This window comes from Pseudarthrobacter sp. L19 (assembly GCF_050859435.1).
Classification (GTDB): Bacteria; Actinomycetota; Actinomycetes; order Actinomycetales; family Micrococcaceae; genus Arthrobacter.
In genome coordinates this window covers 1,301,286-1,322,325 of record NZ_CP193935.1, presented here as the reverse complement: position 1 = coordinate 1,322,325, position 21,040 = coordinate 1,301,286, and the positions used below count along the sequence as shown (strand labels likewise).

General features: G+C 71.4%; 16 protein-coding genes and 1 pseudogene. 3 read left to right on the top strand and 14 right to left on the bottom strand.

The window, feature by feature from the left end; translation table 11 throughout:
• Positions 1–64: 64 nt before the first annotated feature.
• Complete coding sequence (locus tag ACRQ5B_RS06180) at positions 65–751, top strand: DUF1345 domain-containing protein (RefSeq protein WP_432397961.1); 687 nt, start codon at positions 65–67, stop codon at positions 749–751.
• On the opposite strand, the gene ACRQ5B_RS06175 is transcribed toward ACRQ5B_RS06180, so the two are convergent.
• The 11 genes from ACRQ5B_RS06175 to ACRQ5B_RS06125 all read right to left on the bottom strand — a co-directional run bounded on the left by ACRQ5B_RS06175 (position 748) and on the right by ACRQ5B_RS06125 (position 15,330).
• Positions 748–2,076 (bottom strand): M18 family aminopeptidase, encoded by a 1,329-nt coding sequence (locus ACRQ5B_RS06175; protein ID WP_432397958.1) that lies wholly within the window; start codon positions 2,074–2,076, stop codon positions 748–750. The genes ACRQ5B_RS06180 and ACRQ5B_RS06175 overlap by 4 nt on opposite strands.
• 77 nt (positions 2,077–2,153) lie before the next feature.
• Positions 2,154–3,584, bottom strand: a complete 1,431-nt coding sequence (locus ACRQ5B_RS06170) for an amino acid permease (RefSeq protein ID WP_432397955.1) — start codon at positions 3,582–3,584, stop codon at positions 2,154–2,156.
• 310 nt (positions 3,585–3,894) lie between these two features.
• Positions 3,895–4,797 (bottom strand): ABC transporter permease subunit, encoded by a 903-nt coding sequence (locus ACRQ5B_RS06165; protein WP_412884407.1) that lies wholly within the window; start codon positions 4,795–4,797, stop codon positions 3,895–3,897.
• Between the two features lie 3 nt (positions 4,798–4,800).
• Positions 4,801–5,745 (bottom strand): ABC transporter ATP-binding protein, encoded by a 945-nt coding sequence (locus ACRQ5B_RS06160; RefSeq protein WP_400159576.1) that lies wholly within the window; start codon positions 5,743–5,745, stop codon positions 4,801–4,803.
• Between the two features lie 163 nt (positions 5,746–5,908).
• Positions 5,909–7,411, bottom strand: coding sequence for a bifunctional phosphatase PAP2/diacylglycerol kinase family protein (locus ACRQ5B_RS06155; protein WP_432397950.1), 1,503 nt, complete (start codon positions 7,409–7,411; stop codon positions 5,909–5,911).
• Between the two features lie 36 nt (positions 7,412–7,447).
• Complete coding sequence (locus ACRQ5B_RS06150; RefSeq protein WP_432397947.1) at positions 7,448–8,638, bottom strand: MFS transporter; 1,191 nt, start codon at positions 8,636–8,638, stop codon at positions 7,448–7,450.
• On the bottom strand, positions 8,635–9,405 hold the full coding sequence (locus ACRQ5B_RS06145; RefSeq protein WP_432397945.1) for a DeoR/GlpR family DNA-binding transcription regulator: 771 nt from the start codon (positions 9,403–9,405) through the stop codon (positions 8,635–8,637). Before ACRQ5B_RS06145 ends, ACRQ5B_RS06150 begins: the two co-directional genes overlap by 4 nt.
• A gap of 56 nt (positions 9,406–9,461) precedes the next feature.
• The gene (locus ACRQ5B_RS06140; protein WP_432397942.1) at positions 9,462–11,201 is read right to left on the bottom strand and encodes an ABC-F family ATP-binding cassette domain-containing protein; all 1,740 of its coding nucleotides are present in this window, start codon (positions 11,199–11,201) and stop codon (positions 9,462–9,464) included.
• A 57-nt stretch (positions 11,202–11,258) separates the two neighbouring features.
• Positions 11,259–13,304 carry a penicillin-binding transpeptidase domain-containing protein gene (locus ACRQ5B_RS06135; protein WP_432397939.1) on the bottom strand — a complete coding sequence of 682 codons (2,046 nt, stop codon included), beginning with the start codon at positions 13,302–13,304 and terminating at the stop codon, positions 11,259–11,261.
• A 92-nt stretch (positions 13,305–13,396) separates the two neighbouring features.
• Positions 13,397–14,059: a response regulator gene (locus tag ACRQ5B_RS06130; protein WP_412884414.1), complete on the bottom strand. Its 663-nt coding sequence runs from the start codon at positions 14,057–14,059 to the stop codon at positions 13,397–13,399.
• Positions 14,056–15,330 (bottom strand): sensor histidine kinase, encoded by a 1,275-nt coding sequence (locus ACRQ5B_RS06125; protein WP_432397935.1) that lies wholly within the window; start codon positions 15,328–15,330, stop codon positions 14,056–14,058. The genes ACRQ5B_RS06130 and ACRQ5B_RS06125 overlap by 4 nt, the downstream gene beginning before the upstream one ends.
• A gap of 186 nt (positions 15,331–15,516) precedes the next feature.
• On the opposite strand from ACRQ5B_RS06125, the gene ACRQ5B_RS06120 reads away from it, so the two are divergent.
• Together ACRQ5B_RS06120 and ACRQ5B_RS06115 are read left to right on the top strand one after the other, a co-directional pair.
• Positions 15,517–16,608, top strand: a complete 1,092-nt coding sequence (locus ACRQ5B_RS06120; protein WP_432397932.1) for an ABC transporter permease — start codon at positions 15,517–15,519, stop codon at positions 16,606–16,608.
• Between the two features lie 49 nt (positions 16,609–16,657).
• On the top strand, positions 16,658–17,353 hold the full coding sequence (locus ACRQ5B_RS06115; RefSeq protein ID WP_432397929.1) for an ABC transporter ATP-binding protein: 696 nt from the start codon (positions 16,658–16,660) through the stop codon (positions 17,351–17,353).
• Between the two features lie 15 nt (positions 17,354–17,368).
• Here ACRQ5B_RS06115 and ACRQ5B_RS06110 read toward each other — a convergent pair.
• The 3 genes and pseudogenes from ACRQ5B_RS06110 to ACRQ5B_RS06100 all read right to left on the bottom strand — a co-directional run bounded on the left by ACRQ5B_RS06110 (position 17,369) and on the right by ACRQ5B_RS06100 (position 20,625).
• Positions 17,369–18,828: pseudogene (locus ACRQ5B_RS06110) on the bottom strand (phytoene desaturase family protein).
• Positions 18,821–20,296 carry a glycosyltransferase family 87 protein gene (locus tag ACRQ5B_RS06105; protein ID WP_432397926.1) on the bottom strand — a complete coding sequence of 492 codons (1,476 nt, stop codon included), beginning with the start codon at positions 20,294–20,296 and terminating at the stop codon, positions 18,821–18,823. The pseudogene ACRQ5B_RS06110 and the gene ACRQ5B_RS06105 overlap by 8 nt, the downstream one beginning before the upstream one ends.
• A 188-nt stretch (positions 20,297–20,484) precedes the next feature.
• Positions 20,485–20,625 carry a hypothetical protein gene (locus ACRQ5B_RS06100; RefSeq protein WP_290257125.1) on the bottom strand — a complete coding sequence of 47 codons (141 nt, stop codon included), beginning with the start codon at positions 20,623–20,625 and terminating at the stop codon, positions 20,485–20,487.
• Positions 20,626–21,040: the final 415 nt, after the last annotated feature.

Below are 21,040 nucleotides of genomic sequence, written 5' to 3'. Positions count from 1 at the left end.
GGGGAAGCGGGCCCGCGGCGGTGTGGATAACTTCCGGCCAAGGTCCCTGTGCCATGATCTGCTCATGACCCCGGCCACCGCCCCGCAGTCCACCGGCTTCCCCGTCCGCCGTAGCCGGCTCCGTTTCATCGTCATGCTCGCCGCCGGGCTGGTGTCCGGCGTCGCCTCCGGCCTCGGCGGCCGGTGGGTGGAGGCCCCGGCGGTGGGATGGAGCGTCGCGGCCTTCATCTACGTCGCCTGGGTGTGGATCGTGATCGGCCGGCTCGACGCGGCGGGGACCCGGGCGCACGCCACCTCGGAGGACCCCTCGCACCGGGTGACGGATCTGATGATCCTCGCCGCCAACCTGGCGAGCCTCGCGGCCGTTGCCGCCGTCGTCATCGATTCGCATAGCGGCAGCGGCGGGTTCCGGCTGGCCGGCGGGCTGCTGGCCCTGGCCTCCACGGCGCTGTCCTGGATGCTGGTGCAGACGCTCTTCACCCTGCGCTATGCCGCCCTGTACTTCAGCACCTCGGCCAGGGCGGGGGCCGCGGTGGGCGGCATCGACTTCAACCAGCCGGAGCCGCCGCAGTACACGGACTTCGCCTACCTCGCCACCAGCCTGGGCATGACCTACCAGGTCTCGGACACCGCCTTGAAGAACCACGCCATCCGGGCCGAGGCCCTCAAGCACAGCCTGCTCTCCTACCTTTTCGGCACTGTGATCCTCGCCGCCACCATTAACGTGGTGATCGGCCTCGCCAGCTCCTAGCCGGCCTGACCGGCGGCGGTGCGGAAGAAGGCGCCCGTGACCGTGGCCAGGCGGTGCGGGTCCTGCACGCCGCAGAGTTCCCGTGCGGAGTGCATCGAGAGCAGCGGGACGCCGACGTCGACCGTGCGGATGCCCAGGCGGGTGGCGGTCAGCGGGCCGATCGTGGAGCCGCACGGCATCACGTTGTTGGAGACGAATTCCTGGTACGGGACGCCGGATTCGGCGCAGAGCCGCGCCCAGAGGGCCGCTCCGGTGGCGTCGGTGGCGTAGCGCTGGTTGGCGTTGATCTTCAGCAGCGGGCCACCGTTGAGGACCGGGCGGTTGGCGGGATCGTGCCGTTCGGGGTAGTTCGGGTGCACAGCGTGGCCGGCGTCGGCGGAGACGCAGAAGGATGCGGCGAAGGCCTGCCGTCGCTGGCTGGCGGTGGCGCCGAGGCCGTCGGAGATGCGGACCAGGACATCCTCGAGGACCGGGCCGCAGGCGCCGGAGCGGGAGGCGGAGCCGATCTCCTCGTGGTCGAAGGCGGCGAGGACGGCGATCGGTCCGTCCGCCGGGACGGCCCCCGCGGCGTGCGCGATCAGGGCAGTGAGGCCGGCGTGCGTGGCGGAGAGGTTGTCGAGGCGGCCGGAGGCGAAGAACTCGCCGCGGGCGCCGAAGACGGCCGGGGGCTGGGTGTCGGCGATGACGACGTCGTAGCCGCCGATCTGCGCGGGGTCCACCGTGGCGCCGTCGACCCGGTCCGCGAGCAGGGCCAGGAGGTCGGAGTCCGCCGGGTCACCGAGGCCGTAGACCGGGTTCATGTGCTGCTGCTTGTCCAGGGCGAGGCCGTCGTTGACGGCGCGGTCCAGGTGGATGGCCAGCTGGGGGAAGCGCAGCAGCGGGCCGGTGGCGGTGAGGTGTTCGGTGCCGTCGAGCATCACCAGGCGGCCGGCGAGCTGCAGTTCCCGGTCCAGCCAGGAGTTCAGCAGCGGCCCGCCGTAGACCTCCACGCCGGCCTGGAGCCAGCCGAACTTGCCGGTGCTGGGCTTGGGCTTGAGCTTGAAGGACGGCGAGTCGGTGTGGGCGCCGAGGATGTTGAAGCCGGTGACGGGTCCCGCCCCTTCCGGGACCACCCAGGCGATCAGGGCGCCGTCGCGCAGCATGTAGAACCGGCCGGTGCCGGCGCCGGATTCCGCGGCGGCGGGCCAGGGCTGCAGCTCGTCGAGGGCGGTGAACCCGGCCTCGTCCAGGCGGCGGGCGGCCTCGTGGACGGCGTGGAAGCTCGACGGGGAGGCGCTGACGTACGCGCCAAGGTCCTGGATGTGCTCTGCTGCGGTGGAAGACATGGCTCCGAGTCTAACCGGAGCCCGTTCCTCCCCCGCCGGCCCGCTGAGACGCGGCGGCGGGGGAGGAACGGCGGGATTTACTTGGCCGGGCCGGTGACGGCGGGCGCGCCGTCGGTGACCTCGGCGGAGTTCCGGACGGTGGCATCATCCGCGGCGACGTGACCCCGGCCGCGGTAGCGGAAGAGTCCGATGCCGACCACGACGGCGGCGAGGGCCAGCGAGAGCAGCAGCGACTCGCGGGTGCTGTCCAGGATCACCATGCCGATCAGCAGCGCCACGATGCTGATGATCGCGGCCCAGGTCAGGTAGGGGAAGAGCCACATCTTCAGCTGCAGTTCGCTGGCGGCAGCGCCCATCCGTCGGCGGAGGATCAGCTGCGAGACGGCGATGACGAGCCAGACGAACAGGGCGATCGCGCCGGAGGTGTTGACCAGGAAGAGGAACACGGTGTCCGGGGCGATGTAGTTCAGGCCCACGGTGATGAAGCCGACCACGGTGGAGGCCAGCACGGCGCCGGCCGGGACGCCGCGCTTGGAGATCCGCATCCAGGACTTGGGGGCGTCACCGCGGCGGGAGAGGGAGAAGAGCATGCGGCTGGCGGTGTAGAGGCCGGAGTTCAGGCAGGACAGGACCGAGGTGAGCACCACGATGTCCATGATGGTTCCGGCGCCGGGGATGCCGAAGAGTTCGATCACGGCGACGTAGGGGCTCTTTGCCACGGAGGCGCTGTTCCAGGGCAGGAGGGTCACGACGATGGCGATGGAGCCGATGTAGAAGACCAGGATGCGCCACACCGTGGACTTCACGGCCTTCTTGACGGCGTCGACCGGGTTCTCGGATTCGCCGGCGGCGATCGTAGCGATTTCGGCGCCGAAGAAGGAGAAGACAACCACCAGGATGCCGGCCAGGACGGCGCCCGGTCCGTTGGGCATGAAGCCGCCCTTGTTGACCAGGTTGTCCAGGCCCGGGGCGGGGACGCCGGGGATCAGGCCGAGGATGGCGGCGACGCCGAAGAGCAGGAAGAGGACGATCGCGGCGACCTTGATGGAGGCGAACCAGAATTCGAACTCACCGTAGGACTTCACCGAGCCGAGGTTGGTCAGCGTCAGCAGGATCATCAGGGCCAGGGCCCAGACCCACTGGTCGATGCCGGGCACCCAGCGGTGCATGATCGCGGCGCCGGCCGTGGCCTCGATGCCGAGGACGATGATCCAGAACCAGGCGTAGAGCCAGCCGATGCTGAACCCGGCCCAGCGGCCCAGGGCCTTGTCAGCGTAGGTGGAGAAGGAACCGGTTTCCGGGTTTGCCGCGGCCATTTCGCCGAGCATCCGCATGACGAGGATGACGACGAGGCCGGCGGCCAGGTAGGCGACCAGGATGCCCGGGCCGGCCTGCTGGATGGCGGCGCCGGAGCCGACGAAGAGCCCGGCGCCGATGACGCCGGCGATGGCGATCATCGAGAGGTGCCGGGGTTTGAGGGACTTGGAGAGTTGCTGGTCAGCCTGCATGAAGCGCCGTCCTTTGTGGGTGGTCTAGGTCCGGGCCGCACGCCGGGCTCAGGGGCCGGGGGGCGTGTGCTGCGGACCACAAGGTCGTTTCACAGTAGACCGGCGGCGGAAGGCGGTGTCCTGTGCAATCCCACAGATTACGGTGCGTGATTTCGGGCGCGGTTCCAGCCCGGGGGCCCGGCGGTCAAAGCCTGTTGCCTCTCAGGCAATTTTGAAATGTGCCTGAAACCACTGCTTCAGGCTCTGCCGGGCCCCGCGTCGGAGCTACCCGCGGGTACCCCCGGTGGGGGCACCCACGGGTAACTCCTGTTTAGACGTCGCGCTTCTTCAGCAGGAAGCCTGCCAGGACCAGCGGGATGACCACCCAGGCGCCGAGCACCAGCGCGGCCTGCCACGCCTCGAGGGTGTCAGGGATGTGCTGGGACGCGGTCATGGGGGTCAGTGTGCTGTCCGGGGTGTACTTGCGCAGTTCCTTGACCACATCGCCCTGGATGATCTGCAGGGCGATCGGCAGCACGAAGAACAGTCCCACCAGGGCCATGATGCCGCCGGCCGAGTTGCGCAGCAGGGCCCCGAGGGCCAGGCCGATGGCGGCGACGGCTGCCACGTAGGCGCTGTTGATCAGCAGGGTGCGCCAGTAGTGGTCGCTGGAGACATCCAGGGTGTGGCCGTACTGCTCGAAGATCGGCACCGCCACGAGGCCGGAGATGTAGAGCGACACCGCGGTGACAACAAACGCGGCGACGGCCACGACGAGCAGCTTGGCCACGAACGCCGGGATGCGGCGCGGCACGGCCGTGAACGTGGAGCGCGCCATGCCGGTGGTGAACTCCGAGCTGATGATCAGGACCGCCAGGGAACCGAGGATCAACTGGGCAAACGAGATTCCGGCACCCGGGGCCGACGCGGCGATGTCACCCTGGGCGGCCAGCGCGGCGGAGCGCTGGGGATCGGCGCCGGAGGACTGGAGGGCCTGGCCGATGCCCCAGGACGCGAGGGCGCCGATGCCCACGATGACCGCGGCGGTGGCGACCAGCAGGATCACGGTCGAGAGCAGGGAGCGGAACTTGATGAATTCGGCGTTGAGGACCCGCGGGAAGCTGGGGCCGGGCCCGGTGCTAAGGCCGGCGGGGCGTCCGCTGCCGCCGGCGGCATGAGCCGGGCCGCCGGGTCCGCGGCGGGAGGGCGTGGGGTCGATGGTGGTGGAGCTCATGGTTCAGTTGCCTCCGGCCTGGGCGGGGGCGGTGTCGCCCGTGGTGATCAGCGAGTGGTATTCGACCTCGTCCTTGGTCAACTCCATGTAGGCCTCCTCGAGGCTGGCGCGGAGCGGGGTGAGTTCGTAGATCATGACGCCGTGCTCCAGCGCGGTCCGGGCGATCCGGCGCGGTTCCAGGCCCGTGACCTCGAGCAGTTCGTTCTCCTGGCCGTCCACGGTGGCGCCGTCGGCGGTGAGCAGGCGCGTCAGTTCGGCGGCCTGGTCGGTGCGGACCCGCACCCTGCCGCGGTCCTTGCCCGTGATGATGTCCTGAATCGGCGCGTCGGCGATGATCCGGCCGCGGCCGATCACGATCAGGTGGTCAGCGGTGACGGCCATTTCACTCATCAGGTGGCTGGAAAGGAACACGGTGCGCCCCTCGGAGGCCAGGTACTTGACCAGGTTGCGGACCCAGACCACACCCTCCGGGTCCAGGCCGTTGACCGGCTCGTCCAGGATGACGGTGCGCGGGTCGCCCAGCAGGGCCGCGGCGATGCCGAGCCGCTGGCCCATGCCGAGGGAGAAGCCGCCCACCTTCTTGCGCGCCACCTCGCCGAGGCCGGTCATCTCGATGACTTCCCGTACCCGTTGCTTCGGGATGCCGTGGGTGGCGGCCATGGCGAGCAGGTGGTTGTAGGCGGACCGGCTGGTGTGGACGGCCTTGGCATCGAGCAGGGCGCCGACGTCGCGCAGCGGCGCGGCGTGCCGGGCGTACGGGACGCCGTCGACGGTCACGGTGCCCGACGTCGGTCGGTCCAGTCCCATGATCATCCTCATGGTGGTCGACTTCCCGGCCCCGTTGGGTCCCAGGAAGCCGGTGACCCGTCCCGGCTGGACGGTGAAATCAACTCCGGCGACGGCGGTTTTGTCGCCGTAGACCTTCGTCAGGCCTCTGGCCTCGATCATGGAAGCGGTCCTTTGCGTAGCGGTGGCTGTATGGTCCCCACGCTACCCATGCCTTCCGCCAACCGGACCGGTTTGGCAACGGTTTAAGGGATGTTTCAGGGTCGACTCAGGGTCCCGGCACCGGGGCCATCGGCCCTTGTTCCACCGCGGCCGGGACTCCCCGTCAGTCCTGGTCCCGCGGCGTGTAGTAGACCAGGCCGCCGGGCTGGACCGAGAACTCCACGGCCCGGACCCCGGGCATGACCTCCCCGTCGACGGCCAGGACCATCGTGGGATCGGCGGGTTCCACCCGGATCCGGCTGGCCTCGCGCAGGTGCGTGATGCCCGAGGTCGCCACCGTCCCGGTCAGCACCGCCCAGAGCAGGCGGAGCCGGGCAAAGGACTCGTCCGCGGTGATCATCCGGAGGTCCAGGACGCCGTCGTCGAGCACCGGACGGACCAGCGGTGCGTGGTCACGCGGGTAGTAGCGGCCGCGGCCCACGTAGAGGATCCAGAGTTTGTGCCGCACCCCGTCCACCACCAGGGTGCTGGGTGTTCCGGCGGCGAAGGTCCGGAACATGGCCACGACGCCGGCCAGCGGCTTGCCGAGGGCGGGCTGGAGCTGTTCGCGGCGCCGGACCAGGTTGGGGTAAAGCCCGATGCTGGCGGTGTTGAGCATGGTCAGGTGCTGCCGGACCGGATCGTCCGGGAGGCCGCGTTCCACCGCGACGTGGCCGATGTCGGCGCGGGCGGCCTCGCCCCGGGTCGCGGCGTCGACGGCGGCCTGGAGGGTGGGGGTGCCGGCGTCGCGGGCGAAGTGGTTCAGGGTGCCGCCGGGCAGGACAAGCAGCGGGAGGGAGTGTTCGACGGCGGCGGCCGCGGCGGTGCCGACCGTGCCGTCCCCGCCCCAGACGCCGAGGGCCTTGATCCCCTCCCGCCGGGCCACCGCCTGGATTTCGGCGTCGACGTCCTCGCCGGCCTGGATTTCCTTTATATACGCCTTGGGGAATACTTCCTGGAGGGCAGCGGCGGTCTGGTCCGCGTAGGAGCCGCCGAGGGTGTTCACGGCGATGCCGAGCCCCTCGCCGTCGGGCAGCCGGTTGGCCTCCACGGGGGTGCGGCGGACGGCGGGAAACGGCGGCCGGACCGGCCACCAGCGCCGGGTCATGAGGGCCGCCCCGGCACCGATCGCGGAGCCGAAGAAGACGTCCGAGGGCCAGTGCGCCCCGGTGTGCACCCGCGAATAGGCCACTCCCGCGGCGACCGGGGCCAGGGCGGCGCCCAGGGCCGGCCGGACCAGGCCCACCCCGACGGCGAAGGCCACAGCGGAGGCCGAATGCCCCGACGGCATGGAGGAGCTGGTGGGCTGCGGGTTCACGAAACGGAAGGTCGGCAGGTGTTCGGGCAGGGGCCGTTGGCGGGGCAGCAGCGACTTGAAGACCACGTTCGTCACGGCGGACGCCACGCCCTGGGCCAGCAGTCCGTGCAGGGCGGCCCTGCGGGTCTTGCCGGGGACCAGGGCCAGGCCGGCGGCGATCCCGATCCAGAGCTTGCCGTGGTTGGCGGCGGCGGAGAGGTTCCGGAAGAAATCGTCGTGGCTGCCGTGGGGGAGCCGCGAGACCTTCCGCACCAGCCGCCGGTCCAGCTTCTCAAAGTGGCGCGGGGTTTTGGCCAGCATGCTTCGCATCTGCCCACCTTACTGCCGGGCCGGCGGCGGCGTGCCCTACCCGGCGCGGAGCGGCTTCGCGGCGCCCGCCAGCAGCAGTGCCAGCAGGATGGGCGCCCCGATGGCCAGCAGGGCCAGCCTGATGCCGGTCAGGTCGCCCAGGTAGCCGAGCAGCGGAGGCCCGGCAAGGAAGGCGACGTACCCCAGCGTGGACACCACGGAGACCCGGGCGGCGGCGCGGCGCGGATCGTCCGCCGCGGCGGACATCCCCATCGGGAAGGCCAGGGCGGCCCCCACGCCCCAGAGTGCCGCGCCCCCGGCCGCCACCCAGAGGTTGCCGGCGAAGACGAAGAGGGCAAGGCCCGCGGCCGCGGCGCCCATGCTGGCCCGCAGCACCGGCACCCGGCCGTAGCCGTCGATCAGCCGGCCGCCGAACAGGCGCATGGCGGTCATGGCGAGCACGAAGACGGCGAACAGCAGCGCCCCGGTCGATTGCGGGGCACCCAGGCCGTCGACGGCCGCCTTGGCGATCCAGTCGTTGCCGGCGCCCTCGGTCAGGGTGGCGCCGAGGACGACGACGCCGATCAGCACCGTGCGGCCCTCCCGCCAGGCCGAGCCGGCGCGCGGCGCCCCGGCGCCGGCGTCGTGCGATCCGTCCGCTCCCGCCGCATGCGGGAGGAAGTAGCGGGGCGCCGTCAGCGCCGCGACGACCACGACGGCGGCGATGACCAGCAGGTGGATGGGCAGGCCGATGCCCAGCTGGGAGAGCCCGGCGCCGATCAGGGCGCCCACGAAGGCCCCGCCGCTGAACGCGGCGTGGAACTGCGGCATGATGGTGCGGCCCAGCTGGTGTTCGACGTCGGCGCCCTCAATGTTCTGCGAGACGTCCCAGAGCCCGATCCCGATCCCAAAGAAGAACAGCGAGACGGCGGTCCCGGGGATCGACACGGCGTTCAGGGAGATGGCGATGCCGGCGCCGGCGGCGGCCGCGAGCAGCCCGGCGGCCCGGATGGTGTTGGCCGTGCCCAGCCGGTTGACCACCCAGCCGGCGGTCGGCAGGGCGATCAGCGACCCCACGGCCACGCAGAGCAGCAGCGTCCCCATCTGGCCCGAGGTGATGCCCAGGATGTCGGTGACCGCGGGGATCCGGGCGGCCCAGCTGGCGAAGACCAGCCCGTTGATGCCGAAGACCAGGAAGGTGGCCGCGGCCGCCGCCCTGAGGGGTTGGCGGGTCTGAAGCTTGCTCATACGGTTACCACTTCCACACAGTGACGGGCGAGTTCGGCGCGGTCCGCCGGGGTCAGGGCTTTGTCGGTTACCAGGACGTCCACGGCGTCCAGGGCGGCCACCAGTGCGACGGCGCCGGCGTCCCATTTGGCCGCCGAGCAGGCGGCGATCACCCGGCCGGCCGACTCGAGGCCGGCGCGTTTGACCGCGGCGTCCTCCAGGTCGTGGGCCAGCAGCCCGTCGCGCAGGCTCACCGCGCAGGGAGTGACGACGGCGGTGTCGAACCGGAGGGCCCGGACGGTGGACTCGGTCAGCGGGCCGCGGAAGGAGAGCTCTCCGGGGCTCAGGCTGCCGCCGGGAAGCAGCAGCGCCGCCCGCCGGCCCGCCGTGGCGCCGCCGGCGAGGGCGTTGACGGCGGGCAGGGACATGGGCATGACGGTCAGTTCACGGTGTTGCAGCTGCCGGGCCACCTCGGTGGCTGTGGTGCCGCTGTCCAGCCAGACGTGGGTCCGGTCCCGGAGGAGTCCGGCCACGCCGGCGGCGATCCGCGCCTTGGCCTCCTGGTCCTCGAGTTCACGCTGGCCGTACTCGGGGTGCTCGCCGCCCGCGACGAGGCTCTGCGCACCGCCGTGGACCCGGCGGAGGACGCCGTTGAGGGCCAGGACATCCAGGTCGCGCCGGATGGTGGCGCCGGAGGCGCCGCACTCGGCGACCAGTTCCTCCACGCTCACGTGGTCGCGGCGGCGCAGCAGCTCGCCGATGCGGCGGTGCCGCTGCTCAGTGTTCATGAGCAAACAGTACCGTTAAATGATCAAATGATCACACATTCCGCTCATGTGAGCATTCAGCGGACCCGGTCCACGCGCTTTTCGTCCCAGACCGGCTCCGCGGATTCGTAGACCCTGCCGTCGGAGCCGAAGACCAGGAAGCGGTCGAAGGTCCGCGCGAACCAGCGGTCGTGGGTGACGGCCAGGACGGTGCCTTCGAAGTGGCCGATCGCCCGTTCCAGTGCCTCGGCCGAGTGCAGGTCAAGGTTGTCTGTGGGCTCATCGAGCAGCAACAGGGTGGCGCCGGAGAGCTGCAGCAGCAGGATCTGGAACCGGGCCTGCTGGCCGCCGGAGAGGGACTCGTACTTCTGCTCAGACTGGCCCGCCAGCCCGTAGCCGTCCAGCGCGCCGGCGGCGGCCTCGCGGGCCAGGCCGGAGCGGTGCTCGTCGCCGCGGTGAAGGATCTCCAGCAGGGTCTTGCCCAGGAGGTCCGGGCGGACGTGGGTCTGGGCGAAGAAGCCGGGCCGGATCCGGGCGCCGAGCTTTACCGTGCCCTCGTGCGGGACCTCGGCGATCTCGACAAGCGGCTGCGGCGAGGGCCCCTCCCCGAGCTTGCGAGGGGTGGGAGCCGCAGGCAGCGCGGAGACGGGCAGGTGTTCGCGTTCCGGGTCGGTGCCGCCGGTGGCCAGCAGACGCAGGAAGTGGCTCTTGCCGGAGCCGTTGGAGCCGAGCACGCCCACCCGGTCACCGAACCAGATCTCGGTGGAGAACGGCTTCATCAGCCCGGTGAGCTCCAGCTTTTCGGCCACGACGGCGCGCTTGGCGGTCCGCCCGCCCTTGAGCCGCATCTGCACGTTCTGCTCGATCGGCAGGGCCTCGGGCGGGCCGGCCTCGAGGAACTTCGCCAGCCGGGTCTGCGCGGCGTGGTACCGGTTGGCCATGTCGGAGCGGAACGCGGCCTTGTTCTTGTACATGTTGACGAGTTCCTTGAGCTTCACGTGCTCCTCGTCCCAGCGCTTGCGGAGCTCCTCGAAGCGGGCGTTGCGGTCCGCGCGGGCCTCGACGTAGGAGCCGAAGCCGCCGCCGTGGACCCAGGCGCCGGAGCCGTTGATGCCCGGTTCCAGGGTGACGATGCGGCCGGCGGCGTTGTTCAGCAGCTCGCGATCGTGGCTGATGAAGAACACGGTCTTCTTCGACTCGTTGAGCTTCGCCTCGAGCCAGCGCTTGCCGGGGACGTCGAGGTAGTTGTCCGGTTCGTCCAGCAGCAGCAGTTCGTCCGGACCGGCGAAGAGGGCCTCGAGGACCAGCCGCTTCTGTTCGCCGCCGGACAGGCTTGAGGCGGGCCGGTGCTGGGCGCGGTCGAAGGGGAGGCCCAGCGCGGCCATGCAGACCTCGTCCCAGACCGTTTCGACGTCGTAGCCGCCGGCGTCGCCCCAGTCGACGATCGCCTGGGCGTACTTCATCTGGGTCGGCTCGTCGTCGTGTTCCATCATGGCCAGTTCGGCCTCGTCGACGGCGCGCGCGGCCGCGGCCAGCGCGGGCGGCGCGGCGGAGACCAGCAGGTCCCGCACGGTGGAGTCGTCGCGGACCTGGCCGACAAACTGCCGCATGATGCCCATGTTGCCGGAGCGGCCGATCACGCCCTCGTCCGGGGTGAGGTCACCGGCGATGATGCGGAAGAGCGTGGTCTTGCCGGTTCCGTTGGGTCCGATCAGCGCCGTCTTGGTGCCGTCGGGGACCTTGAAGGTCACGCCGTTGAGCAGCTGGGTGCCGTCGGAGAGGAAGTAGTCGATGCCGGAAACGTCAATATGGGCCACGCTTCCATCCTCCCATGGAGCCCCGCGGTCACGGCCGCGGGGCTCCATGGTGCTGGGCTAGCCGGCGCCGGTCAGGAACTCCTTGAGCAGCGGCCCGGAGGTGGTGGCGCCCAGCCCGCCGTCCTCCACGAAGACGGCGACGGCGAGGTCGCCGTGCGTGGCCACGATCCAAGCGTGGGTCTTCGGCGGGTTGTCGGAGCCGAACTCGGCCGTGCCCGTCTTGGCCCCCACCGGGGCTCCGGGGACGGAGGCGAGGAAGCCCGCGTGCCCGGAGGTGATGACGGCGCGCATCATGTCGGCCAGGGACGCCGCCTCGGCCGGGGTCAGCGGGGTGCCGGAGGCCGTCGGCGCGGCCGTGGAGGTCGCCGTCGACGACGCACCGGAAGAGGCACTCGGCGACCCGCCGGACGACGCCGTCGCGGCGGGAGACGCGGAGCCGGTGGCGGTCGACGTCGTGCCAGACGGCGTTCCCGGCGTGCCGGCGGGCGCATCAGGGTTGGTGACCAGGACCGGCGACACCGGGGCGCCCTTGGCGACAGAACCGGCCATCACCGCTGCCACGAGCGGGGACAGCAGGACCTTGCCCTGGCCGATCATCGAGGCGGCGTGCTCGGTGCCGCCGGCCTGGCCGGGAACGGAGCCCAGGAACGCGGCCGCGCCGAGCTTCGGGGCGTCAACGCCCACACCCAGGGACGCCGCGGTGCTTTCCAGCTGGGCCTGGCTGACCTTGTCGCGGGCGTTGATGAACGCGGTGTTGCAGGAGTGCGCGAAGGCGTCCCGCAGGGCTACCGAGCCCAGCGAGGAAGCAGGGTAGCCCTCCGCGTTCTTGAAGGTCCGGCCGTCCACCTCCAGGGTGGCGGGGCAGTCGACCTTGCTGTCCGGGGTCATGCCGCCGCGGATCAGCGCCAGGGAGTCGACGATCTTGAAGATGGAGCCGGGTGCGTACTGTCCCAGCATGGCGGTGTCGTAACCGTTGCTGCCGGGGCCGGACGCGGCAGACAGCACGGCGCCGCTGGAAGGTCGGAGCGCCACGATCGCGGACGCCGGTCCCACCTTGGCCAGGGTGTCCTCGGCCAGCTGCTGCAGCTTCGGATCAAGCGTGGTCTTCAGCGGGGCACCCGGCTTCATGGCGACCTGGAAGAGCATCCGGCGGCCGGCGTTGGGCTGGGCCTGGCGTTGTTCCGGGGTGAGGCCGGGGACCTGGGCGAAGACCTGGACGCCGTCGGTGCCGCGCAGCCGGGCGTCGTACTGCTGCTGCAGGCCGCCGGTGCCGGTACTGTCCCCGTTCTTGAGCGCCCCGCCGGACTTCTCGATCTGTTCGGCGCTGGCCTCGGCCACGGAGCCGAGGACGGCCCGGGCAAAGGTCCGCGTGGGTGCGAGCGGGAGCGCATCGGCGATGGCCCGGGCACCGGGGATCGCGGCAATCTGCTCGTCCGTGACGGTCCGGCCGTCCTGCCGCAGCGTGATGGCGGCGACGAAGGCTTGCGGGCCGGCGGCCTGCACCTGCTGGGTGTACCCGGCCGGGTCCACGCCCACCAGGGCCGCGAGCTTCGCGGCGGATGCCGCCGGGTCGGCCCCACCGAGGGTGGTCTTGTCGATGCCGACGTTGACCACCGGGCGGGAGGTCACCAGCGGCACGTCCCCGGCGCCGAGGATATCGGCCCGCTGCGGCGCCTGCGTGGAGGTGGCCAGCACCTCGGTGTCGGTCAGGCCGGGCGCCAGCAGGTCCGGCTTCCAGACGGTCTGCCAGGTGTCTCCGGCCTTCTTCAGCTGGGCGGAGACGGAGTATTTCCATTCGGATCCGCCGATGGTCCAGCTGATGTCCAGCGGGAGGGTGGCGGTGTCCTTGTCCACGGTGAGGTCGCCGCCGTGGACCGTGGGCTTGGCCGGTTCGAGGGCCTTGAAGGCCTCGTGCAGCCGGTCATTGGCGGCGGAGGACTCCTTGCCCTGGAACGGGACCGCGCCGACGTCGAGCGCGGAGAGGCCGGAGGCGAGCTTGTTGGCGGCGTCCTGGGCCCCCGAGCGGCCGTCGTCGCAGGCCACCAGCGAGGCGGCGAGCACCAGTCCGGTCAGGCCAAAGGTCAGTATGTGTTTTTTCCCCATTCGCGCCATTATGCCCTGAGCCCCGGACATCGCCGTGTCACGCGGCGTCCTGGGGTCCGGAAGTCACCCGAGAGGCGGTGACAGGGGCAGTCTCACCCGCCGGCCGGGCGGATGATGCGGCGTTGCGTCGCCGCGGCGATGGCCGCCGTCCGGTTGTCGACGCCGAGTTTGGCGTAGATGTGCGCCAGATGGGTCTTCACGGTGGCCTCGGAGATGAACAGTTCCTTGGCGATGGCGCGGTTGGCCAGGCCGGTGGCCAGCAGTTCCAGCAGTTCCAGCTCCCGGGCGGAGAGGACCGGTTCCGGGTTCCGGATCCGGCCGAGCAGCCGCGCCGCGACCTCGGGGGCCAGGGCCGTGCGGCCGGCGGCGGCGGCCAGGACGGCGTCGCGGAGCTGCTCGGGCGGGGCGTCCTTGAGCATGTAGCCGCTGGCGCCGGCCTCCACCGCGGCCAGGATGTCGGCGTCGGAGTCGAAGGTGGTGAGGATCAGGACCGGGGGCGGGGGCGTCCCGGCCGCGCCGGCCCGGATCCGGCCGGTCGCGGTGACCCCGTCCATGCCGGCGCCCATCTGCAGATCCATGAGGACGACGTCGGCCGGTTCGCCGAGGGTGTGGAGCCGGGACAGTTCGGCGATCGCGGCGGCGCCGTCGGCGGCCTCCGCGGCGACGGTGATGCCCTCGCAGCCGGCCAGCATGGCCCGCAGACCGGCCCGGACCACGGGATGGTCATCGACCAGCAGAACGCGGATGTCGTTCACGCGGCTGCACCGCCCAGCGGCAGGCGGAGCGCCACCACGGTGCCTTCCCCGGGCGCGGACTCGATGGCGAAGGTGCCGCCGAGCGCCGCCAGCCGCTCCTGCAGGGAGCGCAGGCCGAAGCCGGAGCCATCCGGGCGCCCCGCGATGGCCTGCGGGTCGAAACCCTGGCCGTCGTCGAAGATATCCATGGTGACCTCCGTGTCCAGGAATCCGAGCGTGACCACGGCCGTGCCGGCGGCGGCGTGGCGGCGGACGTTGGCCAGGCTGGCCTGGGCGGCCCGCAGCAGGGTGGCCTGGTAGGGCCGGGGCAGCTCCACGGGCGTTCCGGTGAGCTCGAGCCGGCAGGCCAGGGGCGTTCCCTGCGCAGCGGCCTCGGCCTCCGTGGTCTCGCACAGCCGGCGCAGGCTGGTCGGCAGCGATTCGCGTTCCAAGGCGGGCGGCTGCAGCCCGCGGACGAAGTTGCGGGCCTCGGCCAGGTTTCCGGCGGCGGTGGCCTGGACGGTGTGCAGCCGGGCGGCGGCGAGGTCTGTATCGCCCGCGGCCAGCGCCTGCTCCGCGGAGCGTCCCATCAGCACGATGCTGGAGAAGCCCTGGGCCAGGGTGTCGTGGATTTCGCGGGCCAGCCGGGCGCGTTCGGCGAGGATGCCGGCGTTGTGTTCGCTGCGGGCCAGCTCTGCGCGGGTGCGCCGGAGTTCCTCCGCCACGCGGCGCTGTTCCTCGGCCTCGGTGTAGAGCGCCCGGTAGGCGAGGCCGGTGACGACGGCGAACGCGGCGCCGAAGCTGGGTCCCAGCACCATCGGCAGCTGCAGCGGCGTCCCGGCGGGCCCGCCGCCGTGGACCCAGAGCGCGGCGATCACCAGGGCGGTGCTGGCGGCGATCGCGGCGAGGGCACCCGCCCGGGGGAGCACCTGCAGCTGGAGGAAGAACAACGGGAAGGCTAGCCACACGAAGTCGGCGCTGCCGGCGATCAGCGCCAGCCAGAGCAGGCACACCAGGGCGAGCCACCAGCGGGCGTGCGGACGCGGGTCAAAGCGCCCGGGCAGCGCCGCGTGCCGCTTCTCCAGGGCAGTTCCGGCCAGGTAGACCCCGGCGAGGGCGACGGCCAGGACCAGCTGCAGCCAGGCCGCGCCGCTGCCCAGGCCGCCGGCCAGCAGCCGCGCAACCGCAACCAGCAGGAGCACCGCGAAGCCGACGTGCAGGCTGACGCGCAGCACGCGGAGGATCACCGCCGTACCCGCCGCCCGCCGGGTGTCCCCCGCCTCGCTTTCCATGTCCTCAGCCTAGCTTTGGCACCCTGCCCGGGAGCCCGCCCCGGGCCCTCGGGACACCGTAATCATCCTTTTGGATGACCCGGCGCCCCTCCGATCGTCCCGCCGGGATCATCCGGGCCCCCGATGGAATGGCCGCCGGCCCGGGCCAGAGTGGAAGAAAGGCTTTTCAACCCGCAAAGGACACCCATGTTTCTCGCTCTCCGCGACATCCGCTTCGCCAAGGGCCGCTTCGCCCTGATGGGCGGCGTCGTCGCCCTGATCACCCTGCTGCTGGTGATGCTCTCCGGCCTCACCGCCGGCCTCGGCAACCAGTCCACCTCCGCCATCGCCGCCCTCCCGGCGGACCACATCGTCTTCGGTGCCCCCGCCGGGACCACACCCACCGCCTCCTACACGGAGTCCTCCGTCACCGCGGCCCAGCTGGCCCGCTGGAAGAACCACGACGGCGTCACCTCCGCGGAGCCGCTGGGCATCAGCCAGACCCGGCTGCAGGCCGTCGCCCCGGGCGGGGATCCCGCCGGGTCGGCGAATGTCGCCGTCTTCGGCGTGACCGGGGACGGCACGCTCGCCCCCGCCCCCGTGGCCGAGGGCACCGCAGTGATCGGGGCCGGCCTGGCCAAGGACCTGGACCTCGCGCCGGGACGCCGGATCAGCGTGGGCGGCAGCTCCCTGGCCGTCGCCGCCGTGGTCCCGGACCAGTGGTACTCGCACACCGCCGTGGTCTGGACCTCCCTGGCGGACTGGCGCACCCTCTCGCACCTGACGGACCCGGCCGCCGTGGCCACGGTCCTGGCCGTGAGCACCTCGACCGGGACGGACCTCGGTACCGCCGACGCCGCCGCGGGAACCGTCAGCACCACCCGCGACGGCTCCTTCCAGGCCCTCGGCTCCTACCGCAGCGAAAACGGTTCCCTGCTGCTGATGCAGTCGTTCCTCTACGGGATCAGCGCCCTTGTGGTGGCCGCCTTCCTGACCGTGTGGACCGTGCAGCGGACCCGTGACATCGCCGTCCTCAAGGCCCTCGGCGGATCCACCCGGTACATCCTCCGGGACGCCATGGTCCAGGCCGCAGCGGTGCTGGCCGCGGGGGCCCTGGCCGGCGGCGCCGCGGGCGTGCTCGGCGGACTGCTCGCCGGGAAGGCCGCGCCGTTCCTCACCGGCCCGGCCACCACGCTGCTGCCCGTCGCCGGCGTCGTGGTCCTGGGACTCGCCGCTTCAGTCCTCGCGGTCCGCGGCGTCACCCGGGTGGACCCGCTGCTGGCCCTCGGCGGCAACTGACTTCTCCCACCGGCACCAAACCCCTAAACATTCCTCGAAAGGCATATTCATGAAGTCCGTCCTCAGCCTCCGCGACGTCACCCTGGACTACCCCGACGGCGGCACCACGCTGCGCGCCCTGGACCGGGTCAGCCTGGACCTGGCCGCGGGCACGTTCCTGGCGCTTCTGGGTCCCTCCGGATCCGGGAAGTCTTCGCTGCTGGCGGTGGCCGCCACCCTGATCCGCCCAAGCTCCGGCACAGTCCTGGTGGCCGGCCAGGACGCGGGGTCACTGACCGACGCGGGTCGTTCCGCGCTGCGCCGGGACCGGATCGGGATCATCTTCCAGCAGCCCAACCTGCTGCCCTCCCTGACCGCCGTGGAACAACTGCTCCTGGCCGCGCACCTGCGCGGAGAACAGCCGCGGCAGGCCCGGGAGCGTGCGGGGACGCTGCTGGACCGCGTGGGCCTGGCAGCCGCCGGGGACCGCCGGCCGCACCAGCTTTCCGGCGGTCAGCGGCAGCGCGTCAACATCGCCCGGGCCCTGATGGCCGATCCCGCCCTGCTGCTGGTGGACGAGCCGACGGCGGCGCTGGACCAGCAGCGCAGCGGGGACATCGTCCGGTTGCTGCGGGAGGTCACCGATGAGTTCGGCGTCGCGACGCTGATGGTCACGCACGACGCGGACCTGGTGCCGCACACGGACGCCGTCGCCTCGATGGCAGACGGTCGGCTCTCACTCGGCGCCCTGCAGAGCGCGCAGTAGCCGGCAGGGCGCGCACTAGCCGGCGGCCGCGTCCCCCACCGGGCCAAGCCCGGGAACCGGGAGACCGAAGACGTCCCGGAGCGCGTGCCGGGCGGCGTGGAAGCCCGGCATGCCGGTCACGCCGGGCCCGGGCGGGGTGGCCGAGGAGCAGAGATAGAGCCCGCGGACGGGGTCCGCCACGGGACGGGCCGGAAGACCGGACGGGCCAGCAGACCGCGCAGGTCCATGGCCCCGGCGCTGAAGTCCCCGCCGACATAGTTTTCGTTGTAGGCGCCAAGGTCCGTCGCCGTGGTCACCCGCTGGTCCACGATCAGGTCCCTGAAACCGGGGGCGAAACGCTCCAGCTGGGCCGTGACCGCGGCACCCATGTCCACGGTGGAACCGGCCGGGACGTGGCAGTAGGTCCAGAGGATGTGCCGGCCTGCGGGGGCGCGGCCGGCATCAAAGGTGGAGGGCTGGGAAACCAGGACGTAGGGCCGCTCCGGGTGCTGCCCGGCGGCCACCAGGTGCTCGGCCTCGGCGGTTTCGGCCCGGGTTCCGCCGACGTGGACCGTGCCGGCCCCGGCGAGCTCGGAGGCGGCCCAGGGGACCGGGCCGGACAGGATGTAGTCCACCTTGCAGGCGCCGTTGCCGAACCGGTAGTCCTCCAGCGCGCGGCGGTAACGGGCCGGGAGCCGGTTGCCGGCGATCCGCAGCAGCCCGGGCGGGGCCACGTCGAAGAGGGTGGCCCGGACCGGCGGCAGATCCGTCAGGGCATCGATCCGGTTGCCGGTGTGGATCCGGCCGCCGTGCGCTTCTATGTCGGCGATCATCGCCTGCGCGATGGACGCTGAACCGCCCACCGGAATGGGCCAGCCCGCGGCGTGTCCCAGGGCACCGAGGACCAAGCCGGCGCCAGCGGCCGGGAGAGTGGGCAGCGGGGCGACGGCGTGGGCGGCCACCCCGGTCAGGAGCGCGGGGGCGAGATCCTCACGGAACCGGACGTCCCACAGCCGGGTGCCCTGTTCGAAGGTGCGCAGGCCGAAGAAGGCCGCGGCGACGGGGTCCCGGGGGATCCGCAGCAGCTGGTTGAGGGCAACATCCATGACTCCCTCGAGGCGTTGCAGCAGCGGGGTCATCAGCCGCCGGTACGCAGCGCCGTCGCGGCCCAGGGCGGCTGCCGTGCGCTCCAGGGAGCGGTATCCCAGCGCGGCCCTGCCGCCGTCGAGGGGTGCGCCGTGGGAGAGCCCGGGGGTCACGACGTCGATCCGTCGGGAGAGCCCGAACCCGCGGAAGAACGGCGAGGCCAGCGCCATGGGGTGAACGGCCGAGCACACGTCGTGCAGGTGGCCCGGTTCCATCAGTTCCATGGTCCGGAGGCCGCCGCCGGGGGTTGGAGCGGCCTCGTAGACGTCGACGGCGAGGCCCGCGCGGGCCATGGTCACGGCCGCGGCGAGGCCGTTGGGGCCCGCTCCGACCACCGCGACGTCAGACATCGGTGCTCACCTTCGCCGTCCGCCACGGCAGGACCGAGTTCGCCGGGTGCCGCAGGTCGATCCGCAGCCGGTCCGCGGCGCGGTCGAAGGGACCTCCGTGGGGATCGTCCATGCGCTGCCGGCGGATGATGTCCCGGTCCGGCTCGACGATGTCCCAGGCCACCCGCGCCATCAGGTATGCCGTGGCCAGCATGTGTGCGACGACGGCCAGGACGTAGTAGGGCATGTCGATGTTGTGCTGGGAGGGGCCGCCGCTGGTGACCTGTCCCAGGAACATCCACACGGCCGCCCAGTGCAGTCCCTCGATGGCCTGCCAGATGAGGAAGTCGCGCCACCGCGGCCGGGCCAGGGCAAGCAGCGGGATGAGCCAGATGACGAACTGGGGCGAATAGACCTTGTTGGTCAGGATGAAGGCAGCCACGATCAGGAAGACCAGCTGCGCCAGGCGGGGACGGCGCGGGGCGGCCAGGGCCAGCAGTGCGATCAGCACGCAGGCGGCCAGGAACAGGTCCATGGCCAGGGAATTTATGACGGCCGCCTCCAGCGGCTTCCAACCGAGCCGGCCGGCCACCAGGTTGTACGCGAACCAGGGTGAGCTGTAGCCGGCAGGCCGGGACTCGGTGAACTGGTAGAAGTACTTCCATCCCGCTGGGTCTGCCAGCAGGGCGGGAAGGTTCACGGCAAGCCACGCCGCCGCGGCAGCCCCGGCGGTGGTGAGGAACGCCCGGATCCGTCCGGTACGCAGCGCGAGCACCAGGATGGCGCCCAGGATCAGCAGCGGGTAGAGCTTGGTAGCGGTGCCCAGCCCGATGCAGATGCCGGCCAGGACCAGGTGGTTTCGGGAGAAGAAGTACATGGCCAGGGCCAGGAACCCCACGGCCCACATGTCCCAGTTGATGAATCCGGCCAGGATAATGCCGGGGGCGAGCGCCACCATGGCGGCGTCCCAGGGCCGCCGGCCGGCCGTACGGGCGGTGACGAGCACGACGACGATCCAGACGGCCACCACCAGGGTGGCATTGACGTCGAAGTAAGCGAGGACCCGGCCGGCGCCGGTTCCCGAGCCGGGTACCAGCAGGGCGGTGGCCCCGGCGATGAAGCCCATCAGGACCGGGTATTCGAAGTAGCTGCCGGCGGTGACGAACGGGAAGGCGCCGTTGCCCAGTCCGCGGTTCCGGAAGAGTTCGGGGAAGTCGGAGTAGCAGGTGGCGTAGAACTGGCCGGGGGATTCCCAGCCGTTGCTCCGGCAGTAGCCCTTGACCAGGAGTGCCAGCAACGCAGCCAGGACTGTCAGGATTCCGAGGACCCGCGGGACGGTGAAGAAGCCGGGTGAGACGACGCCGGGCGCGGCGCGGTGCCCCATGGGGCCGCCGATCAGTTCGGTGAAATTCCGTAGCAGCCGGTCACTGCGGCTGGGAACCACCAGTCGGCTCCTCCGGTGCTGGTCCGGCGGCATTGTCTCCTGCATGCCATGAGCTTACCGGGGGTTCGCGGCAGCCGGACGTGGCCGTGGGGGCGAGGGCCGGCCGGTTAGACGGGGAGCCCACGCGTTGCCGCGTGGGCTCCTGGCGGGTAGCTCGGAATGGTCGATCTCATGGGTCCTCCTCTGATGGCTGCTGCGGCGTGCGTGACCTGGGCGGTCGGGGCAGCAGCGAATCAGCGGATCAGGCCCATCTGGTGCAGCGTCAGGTAGACGTCTTCACGCCGCTGTTCCAGCAGCTGGGCGTTGAACTGCGTCCGTTCCTTGCGGCCGGGCCGCGGACGGAAGACCGGCACGCGGGGGAGCTGTCGTTTCATGGGTTTCACCTCCCTCCGGAGGGTCGGGGTGGAAGTCTGGGCGGGATTCGGCCGGAGCGGCAACGCTCCGGGGTGCGGTGTGGGGCGGGTCAGGGACGGAACGGCAGACACGTGTACTCCTGGTATGAAGAGGGAAGGAATTTCCGGGATATTTGGGCACGACAAATAGACCCCGGATGAATTGCAGATAATTTCACTAAAAGGGACAGCAAAAGTAGAGCCGTTTTAGTGCGTGAATTCGCCAAGCAAAGAATGCCGGCACTGAGCGTGAAAGATGCACCGCCGGGAAGCAGAGTTCCGAATTGTGGTGCCGCGCGTTGTGATGGCCTGGCAGGGCGAGGGTGATGAAGAAGGAGGCTTCACCGGCAACTGTCCCGCCGAAGCCCGCGCCGTCCCTGATGCGGGAGGAGTCGGG

Excerpts from the sequence above, each read along its gene's own strand:
- ACRQ5B_RS06180 (WP_432397961.1), top strand. The coding sequence starts at position 65 with ATGACCCCGGCCACCGCCCCGCAGTCCACCGGCTTCCCCGTCCGCCGT.
- ACRQ5B_RS06175 (WP_432397958.1), bottom strand. The coding sequence starts at position 2,076 with ATGTCTTCCACCGCAGCAGAGCACATCCAGGACCTTGGCGCGTACGTC.
- ACRQ5B_RS06170 (WP_432397955.1), bottom strand. The coding sequence starts at position 3,584 with ATGCAGGCTGACCAGCAACTCTCCAAGTCCCTCAAACCCCGGCACCTC.
- ACRQ5B_RS06165 (WP_412884407.1), bottom strand. The coding sequence starts at position 4,797 with ATGAGCTCCACCACCATCGACCCCACGCCCTCCCGCCGCGGACCCGGC.
- ACRQ5B_RS06160 (WP_400159576.1), bottom strand. The coding sequence starts at position 5,745 with ATGATCGAGGCCAGAGGCCTGACGAAGGTCTACGGCGACAAAACCGCC.
- ACRQ5B_RS06155 (WP_432397950.1), bottom strand. The coding sequence starts at position 7,411 with ATGCGAAGCATGCTGGCCAAAACCCCGCGCCACTTTGAGAAGCTGGAC.
- ACRQ5B_RS06150 (WP_432397947.1), bottom strand. The coding sequence starts at position 8,638 with ATGAGCAAGCTTCAGACCCGCCAACCCCTCAGGGCGGCGGCCGCGGCC.
- ACRQ5B_RS06145 (WP_432397945.1), bottom strand. The coding sequence starts at position 9,405 with ATGAACACTGAGCAGCGGCACCGCCGCATCGGCGAGCTGCTGCGCCGC.
- ACRQ5B_RS06135 (WP_432397939.1), bottom strand. The coding sequence starts at position 13,304 with ATGGGGAAAAAACACATACTGACCTTTGGCCTGACCGGACTGGTGCTC.
- ACRQ5B_RS06125 (WP_432397935.1), bottom strand. The coding sequence starts at position 15,330 with ATGGAAAGCGAGGCGGGGGACACCCGGCGGGCGGCGGGTACGGCGGTG.
- ACRQ5B_RS06120 (WP_432397932.1), top strand. The coding sequence starts at position 15,517 with ATGTTTCTCGCTCTCCGCGACATCCGCTTCGCCAAGGGCCGCTTCGCC.
- ACRQ5B_RS06115 (WP_432397929.1), top strand. The coding sequence starts at position 16,658 with ATGAAGTCCGTCCTCAGCCTCCGCGACGTCACCCTGGACTACCCCGAC.
- ACRQ5B_RS06105 (WP_432397926.1), bottom strand. The coding sequence starts at position 20,296 with ATGCAGGAGACAATGCCGCCGGACCAGCACCGGAGGAGCCGACTGGTG.
- ACRQ5B_RS06100 (WP_290257125.1), bottom strand. The coding sequence starts at position 20,625 with ATGAAACGACAGCTCCCCCGCGTGCCGGTCTTCCGTCCGCGGCCCGGC.